Genomic DNA, 13,135 nt, shown 5'->3' on the forward strand with positions numbered 1-13,135 from the left:
GCCGTCTCATGCCTTCGTCAGGCAAGCTCAGCGTTGCCAGAAGGCCTTGCTCGTCTCTGCGCGAACCTCAGCCCTCGTCATCCCGATATCCTTGAGCCGCTCCGGATATTGATCCGCCATGAGCTGAAGTTGCTCGCGGACGCGAACGCGGTCCTCCCAGACGACAAGGATCCGGAAGGGATCGTGGCGGCCGAGGCTGTCGGCCAGATGCTTGGCCGGCTGGTTGAGATCAAGCCGAACGGCGTGATAGAAATCGGACATTCCCGAAAGCAGGCTGTTCATCGCCGTTCCCACCTCTTCCTGCCCCTCAGGGCGTTGAAACACTGTCGGAACTCTAGGCCCGTGGAACGCGTCCCACATCGCGCAGCTGCTGTGTTTTCCTCTCCTGCATTTGTAGTATTTTGCCTGCAGCACCGCGCGCGCCGTTGGACGCGCAAGAGGCACTGTGGCACCTTGCCTTATGTCGCCATTGAAAACGGCCCGGTCAGATGGCAGGAAGCAGCCATGAACCGTATCCCGACACCACAGGTCGCCACCGAAGCCTTGTCAGACCGCGAGCGCGCCGTGGCCGAGCGTTTTGCCGCCGGCCTGACCTATCGCGAAATCGGCGAGGCGCTGTTTATCGCGCCGTCGACGGTGCGCACGCATCTGGCGACGATCTACGGCAAGCTTGGCGTTCGCAACAAGATCGAGCTTGCCGCCTCGGTCGCGCAGATGGTGGCCGGCAGGACGGCGACCGAGGCGGTCGCGCCGTTACGCGACGCCGAGCCCGCCTCGCCGACGCTCGCGGTCTTTCCCATTGAAAGCCTCAATCCGGAGGAGCGCTGGCGCCGTTTCGCCGACGGGCTGTCATCCGACATCTGCGTCGATCTCGCGCGCTTCGCCGATCTGCCCGTGATCGCCTTCCACACAATGAAGCTGCTCGGCAACCGGCCGGAAAGCTTCGAAGACCACGTCCAGGCGGTCGGCGCCACCTATGCCATCACCGGGCAGCTGCGCGCGGACGACCGGCGGGTCCGCCTGACGATCCAGCTTTCCGATACCCGCACCGGCATGACGCTCTGGAGCGAGCGCTACGAGCGCACCATGGAAGACGTGCTGACGCTGCAGGACAGCCTCACCGAAAGCGTCATCAACGTGCTCGCCGGCTGCTTCGGCACGCTGGCCGCCATCGGCCGCAAGGCGAGCCGGCAAAAGCCGCCGGGCAGCCTGCAAGCCTATGACTACTTCCTGCTGGGCGTCGAACAGCACAATCGCTTCAGCCCGGATGGCAACGCCGCCGCCATGCAATTGCTGACGCGCTCGATCGAGCTCGATCCGGGGCGGGCGCGCGCCTGGACCGAACTTGCCTATGCCCATTCCATCCAGGCGGCGAACGGCTTCGGCGACGACCTCGAAAGCGCAAGAAAGAACTGGCGCAGCGCCGCCGAGGAGGCGCTGCGGCTCGATCCGACGGATCCGGCCGGCCATACCTGTATCGGCGATTTCAAAGCCTGCATCGGTGATCTGGCGGGTGCCGCCGAGGCCCACGCCCGGGCGCTCGAATATGGCAGGAACAACGCCGATACGCTGGCGCTGCTCGCGGGAGCCAAGGCCCTGATCGTCGGCGATCCCGCCGACGGGATTCCCTTCATCGAGCGCGCCCTCTCGCTCAACCCGCTCGGCCCGCCCTGGTACCACGGCATGTTCGCGCGCGTTCTCTTCGTCGTCGGGCGCTATCGCGCGTGCTTGTCCGCGCTTGAAAAGAGTTCGCAGGAATCGCCGAACACACTGATGTTCCAGGCGATGGCACACGCGTACCTTGGCGAGATGAAGGAAGCGGCAGAGGTCGTGTCGCGGCTGCAAAGCCAGTTCCCGTCGTTCACGGTCGAGGGCTTCATTGCCGGCTATCCCATCTCCAATCCGCCGGCGCTTTCGGCCGTTCGGGAGGGTGCCCGGTTGGCCAGGCTCGTCTGACGATAGCTGTCACTTCTGCCGGCAATCGACGTCGCCCACCCTCTGCGCCGCCTCGCCTTCGAAGGTCACCGTCGCCTCGCCCTTGGCCGAGCAGTCGCCCTTTTCGCCGCTGCCGGCGCGGAAGTGCACCACCGGCTGGCCTTCGACCATGATGCTCGGCACCACCTCGTAGAGTTCCGGCGGGCAATTGGCGACATCGGAAAGCCTGAGCGCCGGCTGCCCGCCGATCATCACGCTGGACGCACCCGAAAGCGCACAGGACGGGATCGGCGCCCGTGCCTCCTCGGCCTTTGCCGGTGACATCGGCAATGCGAAGCAAAGGCAGGCGATAGCGGCCAAAGCAGATTTCATGATCCCCTCCTCGATCGGTGCGTTCGGCGAAACCTACCACATGGCGACGCCGCCTCAATATTCGGTCGGCACGGTCAAGAGCTCGGCATCGGGCGTATCGAGGAAGGCTCGCACCGTCTGCGGCAGGTGCCGCGAGCCGAAGGACAGCACGCCGCAGCGTGAGAGCATCTGCCGCAGATCCGGCTGCGCCCCGAGCGAGCGCCAGATCATCCGGGACGCGTAAGGCAGGTTTTCCTTGCGCCAGGAGACCCCCATGGTGGTGCCGCGCAGATAGACCCGCTGATGCACTTCGAACGGCAGAAGGATGGTCTGCGCCAGCATCGGCTCGCGCCCGATGCTGCGCTCGGCGATGAAGATGCGGTTTCGCCAGAGAGTGACGAGGCCGACATATTTTGAGAACTGTTGGATCTCGTTTGCGGGATCGCGGATGCGCTCGATCGATTTCACCCGGATCGAGCCTGCCTCCTCATAGATCCGCGCGCAGGAGCAGACGACCAGCCCCGGCCAGGAGAGCGACACGTGATAGGTCTGGTAGTAGCCGACATGGCGCCGGAGGCCCGCGATGTCGCCCGGGAAACCCTCAAGCAGCAGGCCCGCATCCGAGCGGTCCCGATCGGGGCGCGTGATGCGCGCCTCGAACTGTTTGGCCGGCAACGCGAAGTCTTCGGCCGAAAGCCCGAAGAAGCGGGCAATGCGCGCCACATTGTGCGCCGATGGCCGCGCCTCGCCACCGATGTAGCGGTTGAACTGCTGGCGGTTAATGCCGATTTCGCGGCAGATCTGCGAAATCGACCGTCGCGTCGCACAGGCAAACTTGAGATTGGCGGCGAAGATGTCGATGTCCTGCACGATGCTTTTCGAACCCCATTCAACGCGCTTCCAATCCCTGTCGAACAGGAAGCATTCAGGTAGCGTAAAAGAGCGTAAAGAAGCGTCAAGTCGCGAAATTGTGTGCCGGTCGGCAAACGCTAGGTTTTCCCTAACAAGCATCACTCCAAAGGGAACCCTAGAATGACCGAATTCACGAAGCGTCCTGACGGCCTCCTTATCCCCGCGAGCCTTGCCTCGACCGGCCTCAGCCGGCGCGGCTTCCTGGCCGGCACGGCAGCATTGGGCCTTGCGGCCGGTTTCGGCGGCACGCTCGCCGCCACGGACGCAAGGGCTCAGGAGCCGAAGCGTGGCGGCCATCTGAAGCTCGGTCTCAAGGGCGGCGCCACGACGGACTCGCTCGACCCGGCCGCCTATAGCGGTTCCGTTTCCTTCGTCATCGGTCACCTCTGGGGTGATACGCTGGTCGAATCCGACCCGAAGACCGGCGCGCCCCTGCCGGCGCTTGCCGAATCTTGGGAGCCCTCGGCCGATGCGTCCGAGTGGACCTTCAAGATCCGCGGCGACGTGAGCTTCCACGACGGCAGCAAGCTGACCGTTGCCGACGTCGTCGCCACGCTGAAGCGCCATGCGGACGAAGGCTCGAAGTCCGGCGCGCTCGGGCTGATGCGCTCGATCAAGACGATCGAGGAGAAGGCAGGCAGCCTGGTGCTGACGCTCACCGAAGGCAATGCCGACCTGCCGCTGCTTCTGACCGACTATCACCTGATCATCCAGCCGAAGGGCGGCGTCGACAATCCGGCCTCGCCTGTTGGTACCGGCCCCTACAAGCTTGCAAGCTACGAGGCAGGCCTGCGCGCCACCTTCGAGAAGAACGCCGATGACTGGCGCTCGGACCGCGGCTTCGTCGACAGTGTCGAGATCATCGTGATGAACGACACGACGGCGCGCATCGCAGCACTTTCTTCCGGCCAGGTCCACTTCATCAACAACATCGACCCGAAGACCGTGCCGCTCCTGAAGCGCGCCCCGCGCGTCGAGATCCTCAGGACCTCCGGCAAGGGCTTCTACAGCTTCCTGATGCATTGCGACACCGCGCCCTTCGACAACAACGACCTCAGACTGGCGCTGAAATATGCGGTCGATCGACAGGCGATCCTCGACCGGGTGCTCGGCGGCTTCGGCACCCTCGGCAACGACTATCCCGTCAACGGCAACTATGCGCTGGCACCCGAAGGCATCGAGCAGCGCGCCTATGACCCGGACAAGGCGGCCTTCCACTTCAAGAAGTCCGGCCATGACCGGCCGATCCTGCTGCGCACCTCCGACGCCGCCTTCCCGGGTGCTGCCGACGCCGCGGTGCTCTTCCAGGAAAGCGCCAAGAAGGCGGGCATCGAGATCGAAGTGCGCCGCGAGCCGGAAGACGGCTACTGGACCAATGTCTGGAACGTGCAGCCCTTCTGCGCCTCCTATTGGGGCGGCCGGCCGACGCAGGATTCGCGCTACTCGACCTCCTATCTCTCGACCGCCGAATGGAACGACACCCGCTTCAAGCGCGAGGATTTCGACAAGCTCCTGCTGCAGGCCCGCTCCGAGCTCGACGAGGCCAAGCGCAAGGAAATGTACCGCACCATGGCGATGACCGTGCGCGACGAAGGCGGCCTGATCCTGCCCGTCTTCAACGATTACGTGAACGCCGCCTCGGCTTCGCTCAAGGGCTTCGTCGACGACATCGGCAACGATCTCTCGAACGGCTACGTCGGCAGCCGCGTCTGGTTCGACAGCTAAGCCATTGCGACGAATGCCGGACGCGGGCTCGCGTCCGGCATTTCCCGAGAAAACAAAGAGATCGTTAGAACCACATGTCAGAGCGCGAATTCACAGTCATCGAAAACGAATGGATCCGGCTGAAGGACGGCACCGAGCTTGCCGCCCGCATCTGGATGCCGGCCGGCACGGAGGCCGATCCGGTTCCGGCCGTGCTCGAATACCTGCCCTACCGCAAGCAGGGCGGCACGAGCCTGCGTGACGAATCCACCTATCCCGTGTTTGCCGCCGCCGGCATTGCCGGCGTGCGCGTCGACATCAGAGGCTCCGGCGAAAGCGAAGGCGTGATCGACGGCGAATATACGCCGCGCGAGCTTTCCGACGGTTGCGAGATCGTCGAATGGATCGCCGCCCAGCCCTGGTCAAACGGCAAGGTCGGCATGATGGGCATCTCCTGGGGCGGCTTCAACTGCCTGCAGGTCGCGGCCTTGAAGCCGCCGGCGCTGAAAGCCGTCATCTCCATCGCCTCGACCGTCGACCGCTACAACGACGACATCCACTACAAGAACGGCTGCCACCTCTCCGCCCAGCTGTCCTGGGCGGCGACCATGCTCGGCTACCAGTCGCGCTCGCCGGATCCCGCCATCGTCGGCGACCGTTGGAAGCAGATGTGGATGGAGCGGCTGGAGAAAGAGCCCTTCTTCATGGAGGAATGGCTGGAGCACCAGCGTCGAGACGAATTCTGGCAGCACGGATCGATCTGCGAAGATTTCGACAGGGTTGGGATCCCCGCGCTGGTCATCGCCGGCTGGGCCGACGGCTACCGCAACACGCCCTTGAAGGCGGTCGAAGGCCTTGGGGAAAAGGCCAAGGCGCTGATCGGCCCCTGGGTGCACAAGTACCCGCATTTCGCCTTTCCGAAGCCGCGCGCCGATTTCCACGGCGAGGCGATCCGCTGGTGGAACCGCTGGCTGCGCGACGAGGAAAACGGCGCCGAGAACGGGCCACAGGTGCGCGCCTATATTCTCGACGGGCCCCGCCCGTCGCTCCGGCGTGACAGCGATCCCGGCCGCTGGGTGGCGAAGGACGCCTGGGCAACGCCGGAAATGCAGCTCTTCGGCATCTCCCATGACGGCCGGCTGACGCCGTCGGCCGGCGGCACCGGCATCGGCGAGGTCTACCTGAAATCGCCGCTCGATACCGGCACGGCATCCGGCGAGTATTTCACGCTGAAGCCCGATGCCGAAATGGCCGGCGACCAGCGCATCGACGATGCCGGCTCGCTCACCTTCGAGACGGCACCGCTACTGGAAGCCGCCGACTATCTCGGCCAGCCAACGCTGACCGTCGACGTCACCTGCCAGGAGCCGACCGCCAATCTCGCCGTGCGCCTCGTCGACGTGCATCCGGACGGTACCGCCACCCGCGTCGCCTTCGGCGTGCTCAACCTTTCGCATCGCGACGGCAACGCCCAGCCGCGCGCCATGGAGCCCGGGCGCAAGACGCGCATCACGCTTACGCTCGATGCCTGCGGCTACCGCTTCCGCGCGGGCAATCGCATCCGGGTGTCGCTCTCGACCTCCTATTGGCCGCTGATCCTTCCCACCCCGACCGATCCGGGTCTTTCGATCGACACAGCAAGCCTCTCGCTCGCCCTTCCCCTGCTCGGCGCCCACAGGGAGATCACCGTGCCCGAGCCGGAGAACCCCGACCCGCTGCCAAAGTATCGCGAGCTGACGCGCGGTATTTCGAGCCGCACCGTCGAGCGCGACATGACCCACGGCATGACCCATTACCGGATCTACGAGGACACCGGGCTTTCAGAACATCCGGATACGGGCCTTGCCACCCAGGATATCCGCGACGAGACCTGGTCGATCGCGCCGGACGACCCCTCGTCGATGATCGGAACCTCGACCTGGACCTGTGTTGCCAAGCGCGAGGGCTGGTCTGTGCGTACCGTCTCGACCTCGACGCTCCACTGCACGAAAAGCGAGTGGATCACCGAGGCGGAGGTCGTCGCCTATGAGGGCGAGACACGGATTTTCGAGAAGCATTTCAAGAAGCGCATCCCCCGCGACTTCATGTGAAGGGCACGGGCGGCCGGTTCCAACGCGCTGCCCCGCCCCCGCATTGACATCTCACACAAGTCAGTGTACCAATCGGTAAATAATTTACTGATTGGTACACCCATGCGCCATTTCTTCTCGCGTCATCAGCCTCCCGTTCATATCAACCGCGGCTTGATTGCCGGCATCGGCGGCCTCGTCGCCATCGCCGCCGTCGGCGCCCTCACAGGCCTTGTCGGCCACCCCATGTTGATGGCGCCCTTCGGCGCCAGCTGCGTGCTGATCTTTTCCGTCACGGCGAGCCCGCTGTCGCAGCCGGCCAACGTCGTCGGCGGCCACTTCGTCGCCACCCTCGTCGGCCTGATCCTCAGAACCGTCTTTCCGAATGAATGGTGGGCGGTCGCCATCGCCGTCGGCGCGGCGATCGCGCTGATGGCGGCATTGCGCATCACCCATCCGCCGGCAGGCGCCAACCCGCTCGTCGTCTTCGCCGCCGATCCCGGCTTCGAATTCCTGCTCTTCCCGGTGCTGACCGGCTCGCTTATTCTCGTCGCCATTGGCGCGCTGTTCCACCGTTTCGCCAAGGTCGAGTATCCGCTGGTGAGGAAGCCCGCATGAGCCGCGTCGTCGCTGAGCGAAAGGACGTGATCGCCATGCTTGCGGAAATCTTCCGCGAGCACGGTTATGACGGCACCAGCCTCAGCCTGATCACCGAGAAGACCGGGCTTGGCAAAGGCAGCCTCTACCACTTCTTCCCCGGCGGGAAGGAGGAGATGGCAGAGGCCGTGCTTGGCGATATCGCCGCCTGGTTCCGCACGCACATCTTCGAGCCACTACGCAATGCGGAAGACCCGGCCGCAGCGCTGGGCGCGATGTTTGCCGCCGTCGACGGCTACTTTCGCCAGGGCCGACGCCTCTGCCTGATGGGGGTGATCGCTACGAGCGGCGCACACGACCGCTTCGCCCGCGAACTCAACCGCTATTTCTCCGATTGGCGTGCCGATCTATCCGCAACGCTTGAACGCGCCGGCATACCGGCCGCCGAGTGCGACGGCCTTGCCGAGGAAATCGTCGGCGGCATCCAGGGCGCGCTGATCCTTGCCCGAAGCCTCGAGGACCCCGGCGCCTTCGTCCGGGTGCTGGCCCGCCTCAAGGCGCGCCTGCCCGTATCATCGTAAAAGCAAGCGACCACCCTTCCTCCCCCGCCCAAATTGACAAAAATCAGATCGGGGCTTGAGCCTGCCTTGACAATCGCCTTTTCGCACGGATATTAACCGCTAAGTTAAATAACTCTACGGTTAAAGACTGGGCGTATTGGGGCGCCCGGAGGAGGAGGATTCATGAAAGCGGCGACCGCAAACGCAGCACGCAAGGATATCAGCCTGGAAATCGTGCACGACTTCGAGGCGCCGATAAACCTCGTCTTCAAGGTCTGGTCGACGCCGGAGCACCTGTTGCGCTGGTGGGGACCGCAGGACTTCACGCCGCATTCGGTCAACATGGACTTCCGTCCGGGCGGGGCCTGGCGCGCCTGCATCCGCTCGCCCGAAGGCCAGGACTATTGGATGAGCGGCATCTTTCGCGAAGTGCGCGAGCCCGAGAAGCTGGTCTTCACCTTCGCCTGGGACGAAGACGGCGAGCCCGGCAGCGACACGCTGATCACCGTTTCCTTCGCCGATATCGGCGGCAAGACGCGGCTCACCTTCCAGCAAACACCATTCGAGACCGTCGAAGAGCGCGACTCGCACCAGGATGGCTGGGGCGAGTGCCTCGAGCGGCTCAGGGATTACGTCGACCATGTCTGAGATTTCGAACCTTGAAACCGAAAACGCGCCCGGTCCGAAGGCGACCCGGCGCGAATGGATCGGGCTCGCCGTGCTGGCGCTGCCCTGCATGCTCTATTCCATGGACCTGACGGTGCTGAACCTCGCGGTCCCGCAGCTTGCCGAACAGCTCAAGCCCTCGGCCGCCCAGCTTCTCTGGATCATCGATATCTACGGCTTCATGGTCGCAGGCTCGCTGATCACCATGGGCACGCTCGGCGACCGCATCGGCCGCCGGCGCCTGCTGATGATCGGCTCGGTCGCCTTTGGCCTGGCGTCGATCTTCGCCGCCTTCGCCTGGAATGCCGAGACGCTGATCATCGCGCGCGCGGTGCTTGGTGTCGCGGCAGCAACGCTTGCGCCCTCCACCCTCTCGCTCATCCGCAACATGTTCCTCGACGACCGCCAGCGCACGTTTGCGATCGGGGTGTGGATCGCCAGCTTCTCGGCCGGCGGCGCCATCGGCCCCGTGGTCGGCGGGCTGATGCTGTCGCAGTTCTGGTGGGGCTCGGTCTTCCTGCTCGCCGTGCCGGTCATGGTGCTGATCCTCATCCTCGGGCCGATCCTCCTGCCGGAATTCCGCGATCCCGAGGCCGGCCGGATCGATCTCGTCAGCGCCGCCCAGTCGCTCGTCGCCGTGCTTTCGGTGATCTACGGCATGAAGCACATCGCCGAGGCCGGGTTCGATACGATCGCAGTCTTCTTCATCCTGCTCGGCATCGTCGTCGCGATCCTGTTTGCGCGGCGCCAGCTTCGTCTCGCCGATCCGCTGATCGACCTCGCGCTGTTCAGGACGCCGGCCTTCAGCGCCGCCCTTGGCGTCAATATCCTCGGTCTCTTCGTCGGCTTCGGCGCCTTCCTGTTCGTGGCGCAGTACCTGCAGCTGGTGCTCGGGCTCACGCCCTTCGTCGCCGGTCTCTGGTCGGTGCCGACGGGTGTGGCGATGATCGTCGCCTCGATGACCGTGCCTATGCTTGCCACCCGTTTTGCCGCCTCCAACCTGATTGCAGCGGGCTTCGTGCTGACGGCGATCGGCTTTGCCATCTGCACCCAGGTCGGCACCACAAGCAGCCCGCTTCTCGTCACCACAGGCCTCGTGGTGCTCTGCCTCGGTTTTGCCCCGGTCGGCACGCTGACGACGGATATGATCGTTGGCTCTGCCCCGCCGGAGCGCGCCGGCGCCGCCTCGGCGATCTCGGAGACCAGCTTCGAGTTCGGCGGCGCGCTCGGCATTGCCGTGCTCGGCAGCCTGCTGACCTCGGCCTATCGCGGCCGCATGGACCAGCTGGTGGTCACCGGCCTGCCGGAGGAAACCGTTGCCGCCGCCCGGCAGACGCTCGGCGGAGCGGTCGCGGTGGCTGCCGACCTGCCACCTGCAGAAGCCGAACGGCTGCTGACGGCGGCGCGCGGCGTCTTCACTCAGTCCTTCGCCTTCACCGCCTCGATCTGCGTGCTGCTATCGCTCGGCACCGCACTCATCGCCTTCCTGCTCCTGCGCAAGGCCAGCGATGACGGTGACGGCAAGGCGCAGGTGGCCGCCGATCAGCCGGCGCCTTCGGGCAACTCCGGTTAACGGTGCCCGGCGCCAGGCGCCGGGCCGGAAACGCAAAGTGGCGCAAATCTCAAGCGGCGCCGGCCATATGGCCGGCGGGCGATGATCTGCGTCCAATCCCAAGGAGGAAACCGATGAAGAAGCTCTATCGCGGCAGCTGCCATTGCGGCGCCATCGCCTTCGAATGCCAGCTTGATCTCGCCGAGGGCATCCGCCGCTGCAACTGCTCCTTCTGCGCCAAGACACGGATGCAGAAGGCCTTTGCGCTGCGCGAAGAATTCGAGATCACGTCAAGCAAGGACCGGCTGACGAGCTACCGGGCCGACAATTCGAGCTGGATCGAAGGCGACGTCGATCATTATTTTTGCAGCCGCTGCGGTGTCCGGCCCTTCTCGCGCGGCTACCACAAGGATTTCATCGGCCATTTCTACGCGGTCAATGTCGCCTGCCTCGATGGCGTCAGCGACGCGGAACTCGCCGATGCGCCGATCATCTACGAAAACGGCCGCGATGACGACCACTTCAACGCACCCGCCGACACGCGCTTCATGTGAGCGTACACGGCCAGTCAGGCGACGGTCAGCGCCCGGAGCGCATCGAGCGCTCGCTCGGCATCGGCTTCCGGCACGAAGATGTGGTCATGGTAATAGGCGGCGATCACATTGGCGCTGATGCCCTCGCGCGTCAGCGCTGCCGAAACGGCCGCCGTCAGCCCCACGGCCTCGAGCGCCGAATGCACGTTGAGCGTGATGCGGCGAAGCAGCGGACCATAGGCGAGCCCGGCCTCGTCAGCGGCCGCGCGGGTAACGACCAGGGTCAGCCCCTCGTCCTCGCGATAGGTGGCAAGCGCCTCCAGCGCCTGGTAGCGCGCCTGATCCTGATAGGCGACGGTACAATAGACGTAGGTCTGCGGAAACAGCACCGGGTTCATCGTCGAAAGCAGTTTCGCGAGATCCGTTTCTCCGGCCATGTCATCGTCCCTCGTTCTCGGCGCCTCGTGCTTGCCCACTGGTATCGGATCGTCACGTTGGCGTGAAGCACGCGATCGCGATTTGACCGTTGCCAATCCCATGAAAACATGAGGTCATCGAACGCCGGCGCTGGAGCCGGGCGACGGGAGGACGCGATGGCGCGCAGCAAGTCGGTACAAACCTCTGACAGATCCCTCACAAGATTGACCGCGGCCTTCGCCGCGTTGCTGGCGTTTTCGCCCATCGCCGCCGCCCAGGAGCCGGCCGTCGTCATCCCGCCGCCGTCACTCGACGAGAAGTCATCCGCTTCGACCGAAATCGCCGTCTTTGCCGGCGGCTGTTTCTGGGGCGTGCAGGGCGTCTTCCAGCACCTTAAGGGCGTGAAGAAAGCGGTCTCCGGCTATTCCGGCGGCACCGCGGCAACCGCCGACTACGAGACGGTGAGCGGCGGCAAGACCGGCCATGCGGAGGCGGTGGAAGTGACCTTCGATCCGCGCGACGTCACCTATGGCCGGCTGCTGCAGGTGTTCTTCTCCGTCGCCCACAATCCGACCCAACTCAACTATCAGGGGCCGGATCACGGCCCGCAGTATCGATCGGCGCTCTTTACCGTCACCGATGAACAGAAGCGGATCGCCGATGCCTATATAGCCCAGCTCGGCAAATCAGCCGCCTTCCCGGCAAGGATCGTCACGCAGGTTTCGCCCTTCAAGGGCTTCTACGCTGCCGAGGACTATCATCAGGATTTCCTGACGCGAAACCCGACGCACCCCTATATCGTCTACAACGACCTGCCGAAGATCGAGAACTTGAGAACCCTGTTCCCCGAGGCCTTCCAGGCAAATCCGGCGCTGGTGTTCAAGCCGAAGAGCTAGGCCCGCTTCACAAACGGACACACCAGGTCGTCAACGCGTTCCGACAAGGACCGCCACGCCTTCCGCCAGCCGGCGAAACCCGTCGCGCGCGCCCTCGCTCATGTGCCGCGCCCTCAGCCACGCATGGATCATCTGCGGCTCCTCGCGGAAGGTGACGTTCACGCCGGCCATGGCAAGCCGCGCCGCATAGAGGCGGGCATCGTCGCGCAAGGGGTCAAAGAAGGCGCCGGTTACATAGCTCGGCGGCAGGCCCGAGAGATCCGTTTCCGCCAGCGGCGCGGCGAAGGGATTGTCCGCCGGCGCCTTGAGGATATCGCGATAATAGCTGACATCGGCGGTCGTCAACCCCGGCGCCTCGGCCATGTCGGCATAGGAACCCGACACGAGATCGCCGCCAAGGCCGGGATAGATCAGCACTTGGCCAACGATGCCGGAAAGCCTTTCCGCCCGTGCCTTGAGAACGATGCCAGCCGTGAGATTGCCGCCGGCGCTGTCGCCGGCCACGACGACCGGGCGGCCGTCGGACAGGAGGTGTTGCAGCACGGCGTAGCTGTCGTCGAAAGCAGCCGGCCAGACATGCTCCGGCGCGAGCCGATAATCGACCGAGACCAGCTCGGCCTGAGCGAAATTCGCAAGCTCGGCACAGATCGCATCATGGCTGTCGAGCGAACCGACGACGAAGCCGCCGCCATGGATGTAATAGATGCGCGTTTCGCTCGAGACCTTGGCCGGCCGGTAGCGCCGGGTCGGGATACGGCCGTCGACGAGTTCATCCATGCGCGTCAGCCCGGCCGGGCTCGGCGCATCGAACTCGGCGCAGAGCGCGTCATACCATTTGCGCTGCTGTTCGATCGAGGCATCGACCGCGTCGGCGGGATAGAAGTCCTCGCAGCGGCGATGAAAGGCGAGGATCCCCTCCTCCGTCGGCATCGGCCGCTTGGTC

At 64.8% G+C, this 13,135-nt stretch carries 14 protein-coding genes; 9 read left to right on the plus strand and 5 right to left on the minus strand.

Features of this window, described 5'->3' with window-relative positions; genetic code table 11:
* Nucleotides 1-27 precede the first annotated feature (27 nt).
* The gene (locus BLU15_RS04115; RefSeq protein WP_143034196.1) at nucleotides 28-324 is read right to left on the minus strand and encodes a DUF1127 domain-containing protein; all 297 of its coding nucleotides are present in this window, start codon (nucleotides 322-324) and stop codon (nucleotides 28-30) included.
* A 180-nt stretch (nucleotides 325-504) separates the two neighbouring features.
* Between BLU15_RS04115 and BLU15_RS04120 the strand changes: the two genes are divergently transcribed.
* Nucleotides 505-1,956 carry a LuxR C-terminal-related transcriptional regulator gene (locus BLU15_RS04120; protein ID WP_090294350.1) on the plus strand — a complete coding sequence of 484 codons (1,452 nt, stop codon included), beginning with the start codon at nucleotides 505-507 and terminating at the stop codon, nucleotides 1,954-1,956.
* Between the two features lie 9 nt (nucleotides 1,957-1,965).
* Here the strand turns inward: BLU15_RS04120 and BLU15_RS04125 are convergent, their stop codons facing one another.
* Both BLU15_RS04125 and BLU15_RS04130 read right to left on the minus strand, forming a co-directional pair.
* Nucleotides 1,966-2,307 (minus strand): PAAR domain-containing protein, encoded by a 342-nt coding sequence (locus BLU15_RS04125; RefSeq protein ID WP_060515882.1) that lies wholly within the window; start codon nucleotides 2,305-2,307, stop codon nucleotides 1,966-1,968.
* A gap of 54 nt (nucleotides 2,308-2,361) precedes the next feature.
* Nucleotides 2,362-3,156 (minus strand): helix-turn-helix domain-containing protein, encoded by a 795-nt coding sequence (locus BLU15_RS04130; protein ID WP_090294351.1) that lies wholly within the window; start codon nucleotides 3,154-3,156, stop codon nucleotides 2,362-2,364.
* 162 nt (nucleotides 3,157-3,318) lie between these two features.
* On the opposite strand from BLU15_RS04130, the gene BLU15_RS04135 reads away from it, so the two are divergent.
* From BLU15_RS04135 to BLU15_RS04165, 7 genes are all read left to right on the plus strand, one after another.
* Nucleotides 3,319-4,923: an ABC transporter substrate-binding protein gene (locus BLU15_RS04135; RefSeq protein WP_060605627.1), complete on the plus strand. Its 1,605-nt coding sequence runs from the start codon at nucleotides 3,319-3,321 to the stop codon at nucleotides 4,921-4,923.
* Between the two features lie 74 nt (nucleotides 4,924-4,997).
* Nucleotides 4,998-6,992: a CocE/NonD family hydrolase gene (locus tag BLU15_RS04140; protein WP_090294353.1), complete on the plus strand. Its 1,995-nt coding sequence runs from the start codon at nucleotides 4,998-5,000 to the stop codon at nucleotides 6,990-6,992.
* Between the two features lie 102 nt (nucleotides 6,993-7,094).
* Nucleotides 7,095-7,589 (plus strand): HPP family protein, encoded by a 495-nt coding sequence (locus BLU15_RS04145; RefSeq protein ID WP_090294355.1) that lies wholly within the window; start codon nucleotides 7,095-7,097, stop codon nucleotides 7,587-7,589.
* Nucleotides 7,586-8,149, plus strand: a complete 564-nt coding sequence (locus tag BLU15_RS04150) for a TetR/AcrR family transcriptional regulator (protein ID WP_090294357.1) — start codon at nucleotides 7,586-7,588, stop codon at nucleotides 8,147-8,149. The genes BLU15_RS04145 and BLU15_RS04150 overlap by 4 nt, the downstream gene beginning before the upstream one ends.
* A gap of 162 nt (nucleotides 8,150-8,311) precedes the next feature.
* A complete protein-coding gene (locus BLU15_RS04155) occupies nucleotides 8,312-8,776 on the plus strand; it encodes an SRPBCC family protein (protein WP_090294358.1) in 465 nt (154 codons plus the stop codon).
* On the plus strand, nucleotides 8,769-10,367 hold the full coding sequence (locus BLU15_RS04160) for an MFS transporter (RefSeq protein ID WP_090294360.1): 1,599 nt from the start codon (nucleotides 8,769-8,771) through the stop codon (nucleotides 10,365-10,367). The genes BLU15_RS04155 and BLU15_RS04160 overlap by 8 nt, the downstream gene beginning before the upstream one ends.
* Before the next feature lie 113 nt (nucleotides 10,368-10,480).
* Entirely contained in the window at nucleotides 10,481-10,900 is a 420-nt protein-coding gene (locus tag BLU15_RS04165; RefSeq protein ID WP_090294362.1) for a GFA family protein, read from the plus strand.
* Nucleotides 10,901-10,914: 14 nt separating this feature from the next.
* On the opposite strand, the gene BLU15_RS04170 is transcribed toward BLU15_RS04165, so the two are convergent.
* A complete protein-coding gene (locus BLU15_RS04170; RefSeq protein ID WP_029742599.1) occupies nucleotides 10,915-11,316 on the minus strand; it encodes an ACT domain-containing protein in 402 nt (133 codons plus the stop codon).
* A 156-nt stretch (nucleotides 11,317-11,472) separates the two neighbouring features.
* Here BLU15_RS04170 and msrA point away from each other — a divergent pair, with 156 nt between their 5' ends.
* Entirely contained in the window at nucleotides 11,473-12,192 is a 720-nt protein-coding gene (gene msrA, locus BLU15_RS04175) for a peptide-methionine (S)-S-oxide reductase MsrA (protein WP_090294364.1), read from the plus strand.
* Nucleotides 12,193-12,222: 30 nt separating this feature from the next.
* On the opposite strand, the gene BLU15_RS04180 is transcribed toward msrA, so the two are convergent.
* Nucleotides 12,223-13,122 (minus strand): alpha/beta hydrolase, encoded by a 900-nt coding sequence (locus BLU15_RS04180; RefSeq protein WP_090294479.1) that lies wholly within the window; start codon nucleotides 13,120-13,122, stop codon nucleotides 12,223-12,225.
* Between the last annotated feature and the right edge of the window lie 13 nt (nucleotides 13,123-13,135).

Source organism: Ensifer sp. YR511 (assembly GCF_900103045.1).
Taxonomy (GTDB): domain Bacteria; phylum Pseudomonadota; class Alphaproteobacteria; order Rhizobiales; family Rhizobiaceae; genus Ensifer; species Ensifer adhaerens.